The 16,758-nt window shown below is 39.2% G+C and carries 15 protein-coding genes; 10 read left to right on the forward strand and 5 right to left on the reverse strand.

Features of this window, described 5'->3' with window-relative positions; genetic code table 11:
• The first annotated feature begins 9 nt into the window (after positions 1-9).
• From tsaA to budA, 3 genes are all read left to right on the forward strand, one after another.
• Complete coding sequence (gene tsaA / locus IGI38_RS03950) at positions 10-474, forward strand: tRNA (N6-threonylcarbamoyladenosine(37)-N6)-methyltransferase TrmO (protein WP_438726983.1); 465 nt, start codon at positions 10-12, stop codon at positions 472-474.
• Positions 475-615: 141 nt separating this feature from the next.
• Positions 616-2,268, forward strand: coding sequence for an acetolactate synthase AlsS (gene alsS / locus IGI38_RS03955; protein WP_438726986.1), 1,653 nt, complete (start codon positions 616-618; stop codon positions 2,266-2,268).
• Positions 2,269-2,357: 89 nt separating this feature from the next.
• Entirely contained in the window at positions 2,358-3,071 is a 714-nt protein-coding gene (budA, locus tag IGI38_RS03960; protein ID WP_438726989.1) for an acetolactate decarboxylase, read from the forward strand.
• Positions 3,072-3,296: 225 nt separating this feature from the next.
• Here budA and IGI38_RS03965 read toward each other — a convergent pair whose 3' ends face one another.
• Together IGI38_RS03965 and IGI38_RS03970 are read right to left on the reverse strand one after the other, a co-directional pair.
• Positions 3,297-4,037 carry a DNA alkylation repair protein gene (locus IGI38_RS03965; protein WP_438726991.1) on the reverse strand — a complete coding sequence of 247 codons (741 nt, stop codon included), beginning with the start codon at positions 4,035-4,037 and terminating at the stop codon, positions 3,297-3,299.
• A gap of 90 nt (positions 4,038-4,127) precedes the next feature.
• Positions 4,128-5,543 (reverse strand): peptidoglycan DD-metalloendopeptidase family protein, encoded by a 1,416-nt coding sequence (locus IGI38_RS03970; protein WP_438726993.1) that lies wholly within the window; start codon positions 5,541-5,543, stop codon positions 4,128-4,130.
• A 325-nt stretch (positions 5,544-5,868) separates the two neighbouring features.
• Here IGI38_RS03970 and IGI38_RS03975 point away from each other — a divergent pair, with 325 nt between their 5' ends.
• The gene (locus IGI38_RS03975; protein WP_438726995.1) at positions 5,869-6,345 is read left to right on the forward strand and encodes a GAF domain-containing protein; all 477 of its coding nucleotides are present in this window, start codon (positions 5,869-5,871) and stop codon (positions 6,343-6,345) included.
• 117 nt (positions 6,346-6,462) lie between these two features.
• Positions 6,463-6,690, forward strand: a complete 228-nt coding sequence (locus IGI38_RS03980; RefSeq protein WP_438726997.1) for a hypothetical protein — start codon at positions 6,463-6,465, stop codon at positions 6,688-6,690.
• A gap of 207 nt (positions 6,691-6,897) precedes the next feature.
• Here IGI38_RS03980 and icd read toward each other — a convergent pair whose 3' ends face one another.
• Together icd and acnA are read right to left on the reverse strand one after the other, a co-directional pair.
• Complete coding sequence (gene icd, locus IGI38_RS03985; protein WP_438727000.1) at positions 6,898-8,130, reverse strand: NADP-dependent isocitrate dehydrogenase; 1,233 nt, start codon at positions 8,128-8,130, stop codon at positions 6,898-6,900.
• Complete coding sequence (acnA, locus tag IGI38_RS03990; RefSeq protein ID WP_438727002.1) at positions 8,130-10,781, reverse strand: aconitate hydratase AcnA; 2,652 nt, start codon at positions 10,779-10,781, stop codon at positions 8,130-8,132. Before acnA ends, icd begins: the two co-directional genes overlap by 1 nt.
• A 186-nt stretch (positions 10,782-10,967) precedes the next feature.
• On the opposite strand from acnA, the gene IGI38_RS03995 reads away from it, so the two are divergent.
• Positions 10,968-12,293 (forward strand): citrate/2-methylcitrate synthase, encoded by a 1,326-nt coding sequence (locus tag IGI38_RS03995; RefSeq protein ID WP_438730286.1) that lies wholly within the window; start codon positions 10,968-10,970, stop codon positions 12,291-12,293.
• Positions 12,294-12,333: 40 nt separating this feature from the next.
• Here the strand turns inward: IGI38_RS03995 and IGI38_RS04000 are convergent, their stop codons facing one another.
• Positions 12,334-13,122 (reverse strand): Cof-type HAD-IIB family hydrolase, encoded by a 789-nt coding sequence (locus IGI38_RS04000; RefSeq protein ID WP_438727004.1) that lies wholly within the window; start codon positions 13,120-13,122, stop codon positions 12,334-12,336.
• Between the two features lie 190 nt (positions 13,123-13,312).
• On the opposite strand from IGI38_RS04000, the gene IGI38_RS04005 reads away from it, so the two are divergent.
• The 4 genes from IGI38_RS04005 (at position 13,313) to IGI38_RS04020 (ending at position 16,746) form a co-directional block, all read left to right on the forward strand.
• On the forward strand, positions 13,313-14,296 hold the full coding sequence (locus IGI38_RS04005; protein ID WP_438727006.1) for a LacI family DNA-binding transcriptional regulator: 984 nt from the start codon (positions 13,313-13,315) through the stop codon (positions 14,294-14,296).
• Between the two features lie 185 nt (positions 14,297-14,481).
• Positions 14,482-15,216 carry a sugar phosphate isomerase/epimerase family protein gene (locus tag IGI38_RS04010; protein WP_438727009.1) on the forward strand — a complete coding sequence of 245 codons (735 nt, stop codon included), beginning with the start codon at positions 14,482-14,484 and terminating at the stop codon, positions 15,214-15,216.
• Entirely contained in the window at positions 15,216-15,461 is a 246-nt protein-coding gene (locus IGI38_RS04015) for a hypothetical protein (protein ID WP_438727011.1), read from the forward strand. Before IGI38_RS04010 ends, IGI38_RS04015 begins: the two co-directional genes overlap by 1 nt.
• Before the next feature lie 13 nt (positions 15,462-15,474).
• Positions 15,475-16,746, forward strand: coding sequence for a gluconate:proton symporter (locus tag IGI38_RS04020; protein WP_438727014.1), 1,272 nt, complete (start codon positions 15,475-15,477; stop codon positions 16,744-16,746).
• The last annotated feature ends 12 nt before the right edge of the window (positions 16,747-16,758 follow it).

The following is a 16,758-nucleotide window of genomic DNA, read 5'->3' on the forward strand; positions in this document are numbered from 1 at the left end:
GGAGATATTATGGAAATTAAAGAAATCGGTAAAGTAAAACAAACGGATACAGAGGGTTATTTAGAAATTTTACCTGAATACCAAGATGGATTGATTGGTTTGGAGGATTTTAGCCATCTCTATGTCCTCTATTGGTTTCATCACTTAGATATTCCTGAACTTAGAGGAACCACCGTCAGTAAACCCTATACCAATGGACCAGAAGAATTAGGAACATTTGCAACGCGTGGACCGGTTAGGCCGAATCCAATCGCATTGTCAGCTGCGAAAATCATTGAGATTAAAGGAAACAAAGTTTATCTTGAATATCTTGATGCAGAAGATGGGAGTCCGATTTTGGATATTAAGCCTTATACAGCGAGTTCGGATGTTCTAGAAACGTTCAAGGGCCCTGAGTGGAGTGCGCATTGGCCGCAAAGCTTTGAAGCATCCGGCGACTTTGATTGGGGAGCAGAATTTAATTTTCCAGAATAAAACTAGAAGTCTCAGAAATGAGGCTTCTTTTTTTGATTTTTGATAAAACAATTTTTTCTGATGTTTCATTGTTGATAAATAAACGTAATGATGCTATATTGTGTTTTGTAAGTGATACAGATTTTAAGGAGATGTAATACAGTGAGTAGTAAAGGTTCAGAAATCATTGTTAATAGTTTAGAAAATCATAACGTACCATTCATTTTTGGAATTCCTGGTGCCAAAATCGATGGTGTATTTGATACATTAGAAGACCATGGCCCGCAATTAATTCTAGCGCGTCATGAACAAAATGCGGCTTTTATGGCCCAAGCGATTGGTCGTTTAACTGGGGAACCAGGTGTAGTGATTGCGACGAGCGGACCCGGTGCCAGTAATTTAGCAACAGGTTTGGTAACTGCGACTGCGGAAGGCGATCCTGTTTTAGCATTAGCTGGCCAAGTAAAACGTTCAGACCTTTCAAAATTGACTCATCAAAGTATGGATAATGCGGCGTTGTTTGCGCCAATCACAAAATATAGTTCAGAAATTCAAGATTCAGAAACACTATCAGAAAGTATCGCAAACGCCTATCGAATCGCGAAGACTGCTAAAAAAGGGGCGAGCTTTTTATCAATTCCTCAAGATGTTACTGATGGAGAAGTAAAAGGCGAAGCCATCAAGCCATTGTCTGCACCAATTCTAGGTTCAGCCTCTGATGAAGATATCGCAGATTTAGTTAAGCGAATCAGCGAGGCAAAATTACCGACATTATTAGTTGGAATGCGGGCATCAGGCAAAAAGGAAACAGCGGCTATTCGTAAGTTAGTTGAGAAAACAGGTTTGCCTGTGGTTGAAACTTTCCAAGGTGCTGGAATTATTTCTCGTAAATTAGAAAAGCATTTCTTTGGCCGAGTGGGATTGTTCCGGAACCAACCGGGAGATATGCTATTGAAACGCAGTGATTTAGTTTTAGCGATCGGCTATGACCCAATCGAGTACGAAGCTCGAAACTGGAATGCAGAAAAAGATGCACGCATTGTCGTTCTAGACGAAGTGCCAATGGAAATCGATCAATACATGCAGCCCGAGGCAGAGTTAATCGGCAGCATCGCAAAAACGATCGAAAAATTGAGTGATTCGATCGATACGTATCAATTATCAGCAGATGCTGAAAAATATCTTTCTATACTGCAAGAAAAACTGTCAAATGGGAAACAAGAAAGTAAGACTGTTGAAGGGCGAGTACATCCTTTAGAAGTGATCGACACGCTGCAAAAAAATGTGACAGATGAAATGACCGTAACTGTTGATATCGGCAGCCATTATATTTGGATGGCTCGTCATTTCCGTAGCTATGAACCACGTCATTTATTATTCAGTAATGGGATGCAAACGTTAGGTGTTGCGCTACCTTGGGCAATTTCTTCAGCATTAGTACGACCAGATACTCAAATTTTTTCTATTTCGGGAGATGGCGGGTTCCTATTTTCCGCACAGGAACTAGAAACAGCTGTCCGCTTGAAACAAAAAATCATTCATTTAATTTGGAATGACGGCAGCTACAATATGGTTGAGTTTCAGGAAGAGATGAAGTATGATCGTTCTTCAGGTGTTCATTTTGGCCCAGTTGATTTTGTAAAGTATGCCGAAGCATTTGGAGCAAAAGGTTTGCGGGCAACATCAAAAGCAGAGTTAGAAACAGCGATCCAAGAAGGACTAGCAACAGATGGACCTGTAATCATCGATATTCCAATCGATTACTCTGATAACAAAGAATTAGGCAAGACGATTTTACCGGATCAATTTTATTAAGAGAACAGCTTTACATTATTTTTAGACTAAGATAGTAGTCGTCTTTTCTCTAAAAAGAATCAGTGAATTTGAAACAGGAGGGACTACTCATGACAGTGAAAACAAAAAGTTATATCTACCAGCATGGAACACTGGGTGGATTGATGCAAGATCTAATGGACGGCACAGAAAAGATCGGCACCTTATCCAATTACGGAGATTTTGGATTAGGGACATTAGAAGGATCAAATGGGGAAGTTATTTTCTTAGATGGTGTCATTTACCATGCTGATGAAGAGGGGAATATTAATCAGTTAGCTGGTGATGAGATGACACCTTACGCAGCGGTGACGAATTTTGAATCAGATGAACAATTTTCTTTGATCGCTGCTTCTGATGTCGTCGTGAAAAGAGCGGTTTTAGAAAAAATCAGTCATAATTTATTTGCGGCTGTAAAAATAGAAGGGCTATTCAACCATATGCATGTGCGGGTAGCACCAAAACAAGTAAAGCCCTATCCGCGTTTTGTAGAGATCGCACGAAATCAGCCAGAGTTTGAAGCAGACAATATTTCTGGAACGATTGTTGGTTTCTTTACGCCAGGATTATTTCACGGAGCAGCAGCAGCGGGATTTCATTTGCATTTTATCAGCGATGATCGAAAATTCGGCGGCCATGTGTTGGATTTTGAATTAGCAGAAGGAAAAATTGATTTGATGGAGTTGGCAGAATTTCGGCAGCATTTTCCGATCGAAAGCACAGACTATTTGGAAAATGAAATTAAACTCGATGAAATCGCAAAAGATATCGAAGAAGCAGAATAGTAGAATAGAAGCTAAAAAAATTAACCGACCTCAAAAATTTCTAACTTTTTGAGGTCGGTATTTTTAAACAGTAAGGAAAGTATAAAAGTTCATATAAATAAGGCGCTTAACAACGGTGATATCCATGTCAGGCTTTACGAACTAGCTTTTCTACGCAAGCTACGCATGCAGTTACAGCTAAACGTCATTAAGCAGAACTGATGTGGAACAGTACTTAATTGGTGCTCAAAAGCTGTGCGAGTTCGCGAAGCCTTTCTTAACTTCTTTTCCCATTTTTGAATTTGAGGAGATAAGACGTGATCGGCCAGGTGCTTGAATTAAAAGTGTCAGTTCTTTTAATGCATCTTTAGCAACCCATTGCTTCGCTTTTGATTTTTGAATTTGCATTATTTCCGCCGTTTTAATCGCTAGTTCTTTTGCTTCTGCATGAGTTTTCCCCAGTTCTCTCAATGACCAAGAAGCCGACTTCTTTACTAATAAGCGATCATCATCCGAATGCATGTCAATTAAATCTAAATAGTCTTTAATTTCCTCAGTTGTTAAAGAAGCATGGGTAGAGGTGCTAGCAATCAGACTAAAAGCCGCTCGCTTGTAAAACAAATTTTCTGAGTTCATCCATTTTTGAATAAAGCGGTCAAAATTTGCTTGTTTGATTAAAACACTTTTGCAAAATAAATCGCAAAGATCCCACGAAAGAATCCCATTCATAAAATAGTCGATCTCTTCATCCGTAACGTCTTTAGGATTGATCGCCAATACAGTGAGTATTTTACATTCATGATATTCTGTTTGCCATAGATTCATTAGAAAGGTCTTTTCAACAGGTATTCGTTTAGCTAGTTTTCGTAATTCAGAGGTTGGCACTCCGATGGTGTGTTCAGCGGGAATTCCTAACTTGATGATATTTTTTTTGAATTTCTCAGATGAGGACTCTGTTAAACTAGTGATGATCTCTTCAACAGTCATGATAAACTCCTTTTCTTTTTACAAATAAAAAGTGTAAAACAATGATCAGAGATATTCTGATTATTGTTCTACACTTTTTTTTTATCGTCTTTAAATTCCCAGTAATGGGGCAGGGTTAACAAAGCCAGACCATAAAGCAGTAGATACACCAAAGTGCAAATGAACCCCTGTTGAGTTACCAGTTGTTCCCATACCACCTAATACTTGACCAGCGCTGACTTCTGAGCCAACACCCACACTTGGTGTTGAAACCATATGCATATAATAAGAGTAATAGCCATCAGAATGTTGGATAACAACATGGTTACCAGCAGACCAATGGAAGCCTGCTTCAACAACAGTACCGCCTTTAGACGCCATGATCGGAGTACCAGCTGAGCCAGCAAAGTCGATCCCGTCATGCTGAGTACCTGAAGCTCCAGTCGGATCTTGACGTGGTCCAAACGGACTTGTCACGGTTAATCCAATTGATAGAGGTGATGCCCAACCACTGCTGTTTGTTGCCGGTTTTGATTCATTTGCTGCTGGAGTAGTTGGGTTAGTCGTAACTTGACTAGCTCCTGTATCAGTGACTGTTTGAGCTTGCTCTTGTTGTTGTTTTGCTTGTTGTTCTTGCTGTTGTGCTTCAAGTTGAGCAATTTCAGCTTCTTGCTTTTGTTTAGCTGTTTCAGCCGCCGCCGCTTGTTTTTCAGCTTCTTCTGCTGCTTTTTGAGCCTCTTCCGCCGCTTTTTTGGCTTGCTTTTCAGCTTCAGCCTGAGCTTTTTCACGAGCTTCTTCTTCTTTTTTACGTTGCTCTTCTAAAGCTTTCAACGCTTCTTGACGTTTCTTCTCAGCTTCTTCTTTTTGTTTCTCATATTTTTCTTTTTGACCTTTTTCAGTTGCAATGTTTGCTTGAATCTCGTTGATTTTCACTTGCTGATCCAATTTTGTTTGCACTAATTGATCTTGTTTTTCTTTTAATTCGGCTGTTTTCTTGTTGATTACTTCTAAGCGTTGCTCCGCTTCCTTTTCAAGCTTCTCAAGTTCAGCCTTATCTTTTGTTTGTTGTTCCATGATATTCTTACTGGCTGTAAGGATAGTAGAGACAGCCATAGTCTTTTTAACTGCTTCACCAACAGATTTAGAGTTGATTACAACATCAACGATAGAAGTAGCATCGTGATTCGTTTGCACATCACGAGCTTGTTTGCGAATCTGCTCCTCACGCTTTTGAATTTTTTCTTGAAGAACACCAATTTTAGCAGTTAAGTCGCTCATTTTCTTCTCTTCATTGGTCTTTTCTTTCAAGACATCACTAACTTCTTTTTCTACAGCGGCCACTTGCTGATCTACAGCAGCCTTTTGATCTTCTGCAGATTGTTCTGTTTGCTGAAGTTCAGAGATTTTTTTATCTTGATCGGCAATCTTTTGATCGTACTCATCTGCCAAAGCGCTTAATGGGGTAATGGTTGCGGTTAATGTTAAGGCACACAAAGTTAGTGCCGTATATTTTTTCAACTTAATCAATGGATTCCCTCACTTTTTTCATCTTTCGAATTCAATTATATAAGAAGATATGAATAAAAACTTTAAAGTATTTGAATTTTTATCTAACCGTATAGTTTGTAATGATAATGAAATATTTAATGAGGGAAAATAAGTGATAAATCACTTGACAAACCGTTGAATTGTTGAGACATACCGCATAGTTTGACTTAAAAAAGTAATTTCTAAATAAATGGAGTTATTCTCATAGTTAGGGTAGAATAGACCAAAAGTTTTCAATTTTCTCATATTTCAGGATATTAGGAAATGGTGTATCAAAATAAATTTACTTTATGGAGGAATCTTAATGAGTTGGAATAATCCAGAAGCCAAAGAAGAAGCGTATAAATTATTGCTATTACAGCAAAAGTCATTATTGGAGGGCGAGACAGACCTGATTGCAAATCTGGCAAATTCATCAGCATTATTAAATCAAACTTTGCAGGAAACAGTTTTCGCTGGTTACTATTTGTTTAAAAACGATGAATTAATTTTAGGACCATTTCAAGGAAATGTTTCATGTGTTCACATCACGATGGGCAAAGGTGTCTGTGGGGAAGCAGCTGAGAAAAATCAAACGTTGATCGTTGAAAATGTATTAGAACATAAGAATTATATTGCTTGTGATTCCGCAGCACGTTCAGAAATCGTGGTGCCGATGAAAAAAGGGGACCAATTAGTCGGTGTACTAGATCTTGATAGTTCAGAAATTGGTATGTATGATCAGATCGATCAATTCTACTTAGAGCAATATGTCTCGTTATTACTAGAAAACATCGGATGATTTTCTATTTTTTGCCTAAAAAATCGCGTATTCGTTAAATAACACGCTTAATGTGGTTTTTTAATCCACTTAATGCTACTATATAAGTGTAGTATAAAACATTAATGAGGTGGTTGAATGAATAAAGAAGCGATTATTGTAGGGGAAAGCTATGAGTGCCGTAAAACTGATTTTGCTCGGCCGATCATTGGAGAGGTGATCCGTAAAGAAAATAATGGCTGCATCGTAAATGTTGAGCGCTTTTACGGATTAGATGCGGATAAGATTGATCAAGTAAATGGTCAAGTATTGATCAAATATAGTGAAATAGCAGGGATTATCTCTAAGGAATGTTTCTTTAGTTAAAAGACCGTCCTGTTTAAAAAGTCCATTCGGAAAACTTTTCTGAGTGGACTTTTTTGTGTGAGTGACTAGGATATTTAAAACTCTGAATATTAAATAACGCCGTCTTTTTTCTTATGTTTTATCAAAAAAATAGTTTATTTATTTTATTATTAGTTAGAATAAACGCATAAAATCCCATAGCAAGATTTTATGCCATGGGATTTTTTATCAATTATTTCGAATGAAATCACTTAAACAGTCAGCAAAGCCAGTTGTTGATAGTTCTTCAATAGCTAACATATGAGCGAAATCATGAGTCATTTGATTATTTTGAAGGGCTTGTTCAATGGCTTTCATAATTTTTTTACTAGCTTCGAACCAGCCAAGATGATCCAACATCATAGTCGCTGAAAGGAGCAATGAACAGGGATTAGCCCAACCTTTTCCAGCAATATCTGGAGCGGTTCCGTGAGTCGCCTCAAAAATGGCGTGTCCAGTTTCATAATTGATATTTGCCCCTGGAGCAATACCTATACCGCCAACTTGGGCTGCTAAGGCATCAGAAATATAGTCGCCATTCAAATTAGTAGTAGCAACAACTTGATACTTTTCTGGATATAAAAGTATCTGTTGTAAAAAATTATCTGCGATTACATCATCAACGATAATTTTTCCAGCAGCTCGAGCTTCAGCTAGTGCTGTATTTGCATTTTCAATCGTTGAATCAGCTGAAATCATTTTATATTGATTCATTGTGAAAGCTTGAGGGTAGTTTTGTTCGATATAGTCGTATCCCCAATTTTTGAACCCGCCTTCAGTGAACTTCATGATATTTCCTTTATGGATCAATGTTACACGTGTTTTTCCTTGCTCAATGGCATAGTCTAAAGCGGCAGCAATCAGGCGTTCGCTTCCTTCTTGAGAAATCGGTTTGATCCCCAAAGCGCTTGTTGCCGGGAAACGAACTTTAGTGACCGATAATTGATCTGTCAAAAAGTTCAAAAGCTGTTCAACTTCTTCGGAGTCTTTGGCAAACTCGATGCCTGCGTAAACATCTTCAGTATTTTCACGAAAAATAGTCATTTCTGTTTTTTCCGGTTCTTTCAAAGGAGAAGGGACGCCTTCAAAATAGCGGACTGGTCGAACACAAGCGTAAAGATCTAATTCTTGACGCAAGGTAACATTTAATGAACGAAAACCTTCTCCGATAGGGGTAGTCAGGGGACCTTTAATAGCAATTTTATGCTCTTTGATGGCCTCCAGTGTTTCGTCAGGAAGCCAAGTACCAGTTTGATTGAAGGCTTTTTCTCCAGCAAGAATTTCAGACCAGTTAATTTTTCGTTCATTCTTATATGCTGAGGAGACGGCTGTATCGACAACTTGTTTTGTCGCCTGCCAGATTTCTGGTCCGATGCCATCACCCTCTATATAGGGGATGACTGGATTTAACGTGTTTGTCATTAAGCTTGCTCCTTTTGCATTTTTTTATTGATAACTAAAGGTAAAATACCTTGATTTTTCCAATAGGCAATATCAGCGTCAGAATCAAAACGTAGTTTCGCTTGGAAGTGGATTTCTTTCTCTCCCGCAGCAGTTACGTCAATAATCTGGTTGATCGTAGGCTCGGCCGGAAACTTAAAACTGTAGCTTTCTAGGCCGGTCAAACCTAATGAGTCAGCTGTTTCGCCAGGAAGGTATTCAAAAGGGATAACCCCCATCATCACCAAATTGCTACGATGAATCCGTTCGTAACTTTCTGCCAACACAGCCTTGACACCTAAGAGATTTGTTCCTTTAGCAGCCCAGTCGCGAGAAGAGCCCATGCCATAGTCTTTTCCTGCAAGAATGATGGTGCCAATTTCTTCTTTCTGATAGTGCATTGCCGCATCGTAAATCGATAATTCTTCTCCTGAAGTAGCCAGTTTTGTATAGCCACCAGTCGTTTCAGGAGTCAATTGATTTTGGATACGAATATTTCCGAAGGTTCCGCGCATCATTACTTCATGGTTTCCTCGTCTTGATCCAAATGAATTGAAATCTTTATACGTCAACCCACGATCCTTCAAATATTTTCCTGCTGGCGACTGAAGTCCGATGTTACCTGCTGGAGAAATATGGTCAGTGGTTACTGAATCACCAAATTTGGCTAAGACTTGCAAATTTTCTAATGGGTTTTCTTTATCGTTCGTTAGTCCAAGATTTGTAAAGAAAGGCGGATTTGCAATATAGGTCGATGAATCGTCCCAATCGTAGCAATTACCCTCAGATGTTTCGATTCTATTCCAACGCTCGTTTGATTGATAAACGTTCTTATATGCCTCCTGGAAGTCTTCAGGATTCAGAAAATCGTTGATGTAGCTATTTACTTCTTCTTGAGAAGGCCACAAGTCTGATAAATAGATTGCCTTTCCATTGACTTCAGCAAGTGCTTCTTTTGTTAAATCCTTTTTGATCGAGCCAGCTAAAGCATAAGCGATTACTAATGGCGGTGAAGCCAGATAGTTGGCTTTAATCAGTGGATGGATGCGTCCTTCAAAATTTCGATTACCAGATAAGACCGCAGAAACGACAAGTTCGCTCTCTTTTAGCGTCGTTTCGATTTCGGCATCCAACGGTCCAGAATTTCCAATACAAGTTGTGCAGCCATAACCAACAATATCAAATCCCAGTTCTGCTAAAGGCTCTAATAAATTTCCTTTTTCTAGATATTGCGTCACGATTTTTGAACCTGGAGCTAAAGAAGTTTTGATAGTCGATGGAACCTTTAGACCTAATTTGACTGCTTTTTTAGCTAACAGTCCAGCGGCGACCATGACTGAAGGATTACTAGTATTTGTACAACTAGTAATGGCGGCTAAAGCCAAATCTCCTGTTTCGATTGAATCCTCTGTCCCTTGAATCGCTTCTTTTCGGTTGATTTCTTCCGATTGTAACCCAAAACCTTTAGGCCCGCTGGGACTAATTAATGAAGCCGCGAAATTTTCAGCGACATCCGCCAACGGAATTCGATCTTGAGGTCGCTTCGGACCAGCGACAGAAGAGTGGACAGTCGATAGATCTAATTTGATCACGCGTGTGTATGTTGGGGTTTCATCCCCAGCATAAAAGAGTTTATTTTGTTTCGCATAGGCTTCAACTAATTTTACTTGCTTCTCAGAACGACCAGTTAAACGAAGATAGCTGAGTGTCTCTTCATCAATTGGGCAGAAGCCGCAAGTTGCACCATATTCTGGAGCCATATTTGCGATCGTTGCTCGATCAGAGAGACTTAAGGTTTTGTAGCCAGATCCGAAATATTCCACAAATTTACCGACGACTTTCTCGTTACGTAAAAGTTCAGTTAGATAAAGTGCTAAGTCTGTTGCGGTCGCACCAGGGCTCAATGTTCCGGTCAATTCTACACCAATAACTTCAGGTGTAGGAAAGTAAGAGGCTTCTCCTAAAATGGCAGCTTCAGCTTCGATACCGCCAACCCCCCAACCAAGTACACCTAATCCATTGATCATTGTTGTATGGGAATCAGTTCCCTCTAAAGAATCGGGAAAAAGCAAATTCTCATCATTTTTTAGAATGACATCTGATAAATATTCAAGATTGACCTGATGAATGATTCCCGTTTCAGGCGGTACAACTTCAAAGTTATCGAAGGCCTGCTGCGCCCATTTGAGAAATTGATAGCGCTCGTGGTTCCGCTCAAACTCCTTCTCAGTGTTATATGCCAAACTATCTTCCGTACCTGCGCAGTCAACCTGTACAGAATGGTCAACGACTAAAGTAACGGGAATTTCAGGATTGATCACTCTAGGATCTCCGCCTAGTTTGACTACGGCATCCCTCATAGCGGCAAGATCGACTACAGCTGGGACACCGGTAAAATCTTGTAGAACAACGCGTGATGGGCGAAATGGAACCACACCGGACGGCTGTTTTGCGTCAAATGCAATCAAATTCTCTAAATCAGATAATTCTTGATGACGTGCCAAGCTTTCTAATAGTATTCGTATGCTGAATGGATAATCAGCGATTTCTTTTTGGTACGTATTGACAATTGATGAAAGATCAAAGTATGTATAATGTTCGTCATTGACGAAAAGCTCTTTTTTCCAGTTCAATACAAAATCCCTCCTGAATACGTTATCGTTTAAAATCAGATGGGTTCATTATACGAAGAAAAAAAAAGAAAGTAAATGAAATTATTAAAAGTATTTCATTTTACGCCAATGGTGTTATAATGTTTCTTAACCCGATTGTAAAATAAAAATGATAAGGAGGACACAGAGATGTTAGATTTGGACCAAATGGCTGATGTATGCCGAAAAGAGGATTATTTAGAGGCTTCTTTATATAGGAAACATAACGTAAAAAAAGGTTTGCGTGACCTCGACGGCAAAGGTGTTTTAGCTGGTTTAACCAATATTTCCACGATTCATCCGCAAATTATGGATGGTGATAAGGTTATCTCTAAATATGGTGAATTACGTTATCGCGGAATCGATATTAATGAACTAGTAAATGGTTTTGTCTCAGAAGGACGTTTGGGTTTCGAAGAAGTCAGTTATTTGTTATTGTTTGGTTCCTTGCCGACACAAGCAGAGTTAACTGATTTCAGGACTTTGATTAGTAAAAGACGAACGCTTCCTACAAACTTTGTGCGTGATGTTATTATGAAGGCGCCATCACACAATATCATGAATATGATTTCCCGCAGTGTACTAACATTGGGATGTTACGATAAAAAAACTGACGATATCAGTATTGAAAATGTTTTGGATCAAAGTTTATCATTGATCGCTACTTTTCCGATGATTGCAGTCTACTCCTACCATGCGTATAATCATTATACCAAAGGGGAAAGTATGTATATTCATCGGCCAGCTGAAAATCTTAGTACTGCGGAAGCAATACTGACGATGTTGCGTCCAGACAAAAAGTATACTTTCCAAGAAGCGCAGACTTTAGATATGGCATTAGTTTTACATATGGAACATGGCGGAGGGAACAATTCGACCTTCACGACTCGGGTTGTTACATCTAGTGGTACAGATACTTATTCGACAATTGCAGCTGCACTGGGTTCTTTGAAGGGCCCTAAGCACGGAGGCGCCAATATCAAGGTGACACAAATGATGGAGGACCTGAAAGCGACTGTTAGTGATTGTGAAGATGAGAACGAGATTCGAGAATACTTAGAGAAAATCTTGAATAAAGAGGCTTTTGATAAGCAGGGATTGATCTACGGTATGGGACATGCCATTTATGCCGAATCTGATCCGCGTGCGGAGATTTTCAAACGCTATGTAGAAAAGTTAGCTGAAGAAAAGGGTTCAGAGGCATCTGCAGAATTCAGTTTATATCGGAAAGTTGAACGTTTAGCTCCAGAAATCATTTCAGAAAGACGCAAAGTCTATAAGGGCGTGAGTGCGAATATTGACTTCTTTAGCGGTTTTGTTTATCACATGTTAGATTTACCGCAAGAGCTGTACACCCCAATGTTTGCGATTGCTCGTATTGTTGGCTGGTCTGCTCATCGGATCGAAGAATTGGTGAATGTTCAAAAAATCATTCGACCGGCTTATATGGAAGTTTCAGAAGATCGTGAGTATCAAGAGATTTCTGAACGCTAAAAAAATTCCGTCAGAAGAATATTCCTCTGACGGAATTTTTCTATTCAGATATCAGACCGAGATCAATACAGGCATTCCAAATTCCATCATTGGAAACACTAGTTGTCACATGCGCGGCCTTTTTCTTTAAGGCGGGTGCAGCATTTCCCATTGCGACGGGGAAACCTACTACATCAAACATTGTAAAATCATTTTCTTCATCGCCAAAGGCTAGTGTCTGTTTTGCGGTAATCGTCATCTCTTCACAAATTTTGTGAATACCTTCCGCTTTAGTACCGGTTTTTAAATGAATGTTTGCGGCTACGGGAGCGACTTTTTCTGCGATCAGTAGAGAATCCGCTCCTAACTTAAATTCGCTGGCTTCATCCCAAGGAACAATCAATTGAAGAACATTTTTAGGTAAGGGATCATTTACCTTTAAAACAATCTTGTCTGACAGAGGATCACCGTGATACTCATTATTATCAAAACAATAGATTGCTTGAGAGGTTTCAATCAAAAATTCAGTCTGCTGATTTTCTAAATGCTTCACTAAGTTCTCTAGCAATTTTGGTGGAATAACATTTTGATGAATCATTTCTCCATGATAGTGTACACAGTTGCCGTTGGAAGAAATAATACTGTTTACCCCCAAAGATTTTGCTAAACTCGTTAAAGTTTGGTAGTGGCGACCAGAAGCAATAACCGGTTCGATTCCGTTTTCTTTCAATTTTCGAAGGGCTAGTTTTGCAGAGCCCGGGACTCGTTCCGAGAAGGATAAGTTGCGGGGCAAATGATTATCAGCTAAAGTTCCATCAATATCAAAAAACGCTGCGCGGTAATTTTCCATATCAATCCTCCTAAATCAATTCAATTACCATAAGTATAAAAGAAATGAATCAAAACATCATTATAATTTTTGATAGAACGGTATGCGTTCATTAACAACCTGTTCAATAATTAGAAGCAGCTGAGTGGCTAACTTTGCAATCAATCTAAAATTCGCTACAATAATAAAAAAGATAGTTGGAGAAGACAAGATGAAAAAAATTACAATCAAAGAGGTCGCAGAAGAGGCAGGCGTTTCTAAAACAACGATCTCGCGATTTTTAAACAATAATTACGGGAATATGTCTAAAGAAACGAAACAAAAGATTGCGGAAGTGATCGAACGCTTAAATTATCGGCCGAGTAAACAGGCACAAGCGTTGAAATCGAAGCATAGTTATTTGATTGGTGTAGTGGTAGCAGATATCTCCAATCTTTATTCTTCATTGTTGCTTAAGGGAATCGGATCTGTACTCGAACAGAGCGGATACCAAATGATCATTGTGGATGCTGCAAATTCTATAGCCCAGGAAAAGGAACTATTGGAGAAATTACTGGATCAGAATGTCGAAGGAATCATTCTGCAGCCATCATCACGACAAACGGCTAACTATGAGTTCATTACCGAACGAAATATCCCGCTTTTACTTGTCGATCGACAAACTGAACCGGAAAAATGGTCATCGGTAATGACGAATAACATTGCCGCAACACAAGAAGTGGTGGAAAAGGCTCTAAACAAGGGGTACGAGAATGTAGTAGTTGTAAGTGAACCAGTAAAAGATGTAAGTACGAGGGATCTACGTTTTCAGACGGTCAAAAAGACAGTGAAGAAAGCCGGAAAGAGCTGTACGTTGATTGAAGTTACTGATGAAAATCAGTTAACTGAATTCTTGCAGCCAATTATCGCTGAGTCGAAAAAAAGTTTGCTTTTTGCTTCCAATGGTCGAGTTCTGATGGATGTTTTGGCATGGTTAATCAAGCAGGAGGTTGAGATACCAGAAAAAATTGGTGTGACTGGTTTTGATGATTGGAATCTGACAGAGTTGGTTGGACCAGGGATTACCAGTATTGAACAACCATCGAAAAGGATTGGTAAAATTGCTGGTCAACAATTGATGGAGCTGCTAAAAGAACCCATGGAGAAACAAGAAATTATTGTGCCATCAGATATCCGCTGGCGTAAATCTGTTTAGATCAGTTATTTTTAAGAATTTAGAATGTAAAATAAGCCACGCTTGGGAACCGGTTTCCAAGCGTGGCTTATTTTTATGGAACTAAAGAATGTTTTTTAATAGTGAAACCGTTGACATTTTTTGGAAACCGGTTTACTATACTTATGTAGAAACCGGTTAACTAATTGGAAGGATGCGAATTTAAGATGGATGAGATACTAGTACTAAACTTTCTAGTTTTTGCCGACAGAGTAGCGAATGGAGAATTGCAAGCGGATTTATTACAGGAGATAGCCGACCTAGGGTTTAATCAAGTTGAACTTAGAAGGGAATACTTTAGAGATATTAATGAAGAGATACCTGTTATTGAATCAGAAGCAAAGCGTTTGGGTCTGCAATTGTTCTATAGTGTCCCTGATGAAGTTTATGTTGATGGAACGGTTAATCCTAAGCTTGAACATTATTTAGTAGAAGCGAAAAAAATGGGTGTGAAACACATCAAATGGAATATTGGCGATTTTGACGGGGAACTTCATATTAAACAATTGAAAGAGCTCCTTGATGAAGGTGTAGAAATATCAATTGAAAATGACCAGACTCAAACATCTGGAACGATCAAGGCAATCGATACTTATATGAAGGCAGTGAAGAATGCTGGATTGACTATTGGATATGTTTATGATCTTGGCAATTGGCGATTTGTTGAAGAAGACGAAGTAACCGCGGCTAAGTTGTTGAAGAGTTACGTCCACTATATCCATGTGAAAGATGTTCGATATGAAAACCAACAACCGCAAGCTGCGGGGCTTGATCATGGAGAATTACCTTGGCGCAAGGTTCTGCAAATTCTGCCGCAGGATGTACCTGTTGCAATTGAATATCCGACGACTACAAATGTTGAAATACAAACGGCCAAGAAATTATTGGAGGATGAAATCTAATGACTGAACAGCAAACCAAAATCGATCCAGAAAAATTTGCTTATCATTTTATGGAAACGATTCACCGACCTGAAATTGATAAAGAAGACATGGAAGGTGCAGCAAAAGAAGCATTGGCAGCTTATCTGACAGGCTATTATTTGATCCAAAAATTCAATCATATGGAGAATGATTTCTTTGTGGAAGATCATGGGAAACCAATTTCAAAATATCAACGTATTTTAAGTGAGCTAAACAACTATTAGGAGGTGAATTAGCATGAGTAGCGCAATAACTGGAATACTATTAGCTGTAACCTTTATCATCTTTGTCCTTTATGCCATGAAAGGTGGGAATTTAACAGTCGGTTTCTTCGTAATGGCAATTTTGTGGACGATTATCGGAATGGTTCCATTTAACATAGCAGTGAAGGAAATATTTACAGAACCCGTTTTAAATTATGGGAAGACGGCTGCATATATCATCTTTGGTTCTTGGTTTGGTCGAGTACTAGTTGATACCGGGATAGCTGGCAGTATAAGCCGGCGAACAGAAAAGGTTGGGAAGAAGAGTCCCGTTTTAGCCACGATTCTGATTGCACTTGTAATCGCTTTAATCTTCACGAGCTCCTATGGTGTTGGTTCTGCAATTGCTGTCGGTGTAATTCTTTTTCCAATCATGTTTTCGATCGGTGTTCCCAAAAATATAGCAGTCTCCATTTTTACAATGGCGATTGGTGCAGCAATGTATGTCAATAACGTACTGTTTGTTCAATTTCAAGTGTTTTTCCCTAAGGTAGCGTGGGGGCCGCATTATCAACGTTTTGGCTTTGTTGCGATGGGTGTTCAAATGGTGATTCTTATACTATTCATCCTATTTAATTCGAAGAAAATACGTAATGGAAAACCCGAAATTGTTGAGAGTGACACGGAGGAGGAAGTTGTTGAAGTTCCAGTTTGGACTTATGTGCTGCCAGTTTTACCAGTAGCATTGAGTATTTTTGCAAAATGGGATGCTGTTCCAGCACTTTTGCTTTCTACAATTATTGCTTTTGCTGCAACAGGGAACATGAAACGCTACAGCAAATTCGTCACGATGATGAATGAAACCGCTAAACATGCAATCAGTGATATCGCAGGTCTATTGATTATGTTGTTTGTTTTGACGATGTTCCAGTCGGCAGCGGTTCATGCAATGTCCGGCTTTACCAGTGTGTTCCAGGAGATCATTCCAAATAGCAAGCTTGTCTTGATTATCATTGTTGCTATCATTGCGCCGCTTTCTTACTTCCGCGGTCCATTGATGTTGTATGGTGCCGGTGCTGCAACTGCGGCTATATTAGTAGGCACGGGAATGTTTGATCAATATTTCTTGTATGGTCTACTAGTTGTACCTTCTATGATGGGTGTCTCAGCCTGTATTACCCAATCATGGAATTTGTGGTCAGTGCAATATGCCGGTTTAGATACAAAAACGTTCTTGCTGACAGGCATGCCGTGGGCTTGGGCGGCTACTGTTCTGAATTTGATTGCTGCATATATCTTACTTTAAAAGAAAAGGGGA

The organism is Enterococcus sp. AZ128, assembly GCF_051714485.1.
In the GTDB taxonomy this organism is placed as follows: Bacteria; Bacillota; Bacilli; order Lactobacillales; family Enterococcaceae; genus Enterococcus_A.

Excerpts from the sequence above, each read along its gene's own strand:
- IGI38_RS04005 (WP_438727006.1), top strand. The coding sequence starts at position 13,313 with ATGAAAAAAATTACAATCAAAGAGGTCGCAGAAGAGGCAGGCGTTTCT.
- IGI38_RS04015 (WP_438727011.1), top strand. The coding sequence starts at position 15,216 with ATGACTGAACAGCAAACCAAAATCGATCCAGAAAAATTTGCTTATCAT.
- icd (WP_438727000.1), bottom strand. The coding sequence starts at position 8,130 with ATGACAAACACGTTAAATCCAGTCATCCCCTATATAGAGGGTGATGGC.
- IGI38_RS03995 (WP_438730286.1), top strand. The coding sequence starts at position 10,968 with ATGGCTGATGTATGCCGAAAAGAGGATTATTTAGAGGCTTCTTTATAT.
- budA (WP_438726989.1), top strand. The coding sequence starts at position 2,358 with ATGACAGTGAAAACAAAAAGTTATATCTACCAGCATGGAACACTGGGT.
- tsaA (WP_438726983.1), top strand. The coding sequence starts at position 10 with ATGGAAATTAAAGAAATCGGTAAAGTAAAACAAACGGATACAGAGGGT.
- IGI38_RS04000 (WP_438727004.1), bottom strand. The coding sequence starts at position 13,122 with ATGGAAAATTACCGCGCAGCGTTTTTTGATATTGATGGAACTTTAGCT.
- IGI38_RS03980 (WP_438726997.1), top strand. The coding sequence starts at position 6,463 with ATGAATAAAGAAGCGATTATTGTAGGGGAAAGCTATGAGTGCCGTAAA.
- IGI38_RS04020 (WP_438727014.1), top strand. The coding sequence starts at position 15,475 with ATGAGTAGCGCAATAACTGGAATACTATTAGCTGTAACCTTTATCATC.
- IGI38_RS03975 (WP_438726995.1), top strand. The coding sequence starts at position 5,869 with ATGAGTTGGAATAATCCAGAAGCCAAAGAAGAAGCGTATAAATTATTG.
- IGI38_RS04010 (WP_438727009.1), top strand. The coding sequence starts at position 14,482 with ATGGATGAGATACTAGTACTAAACTTTCTAGTTTTTGCCGACAGAGTA.
- IGI38_RS03965 (WP_438726991.1), bottom strand. The coding sequence starts at position 4,037 with ATGACTGTTGAAGAGATCATCACTAGTTTAACAGAGTCCTCATCTGAG.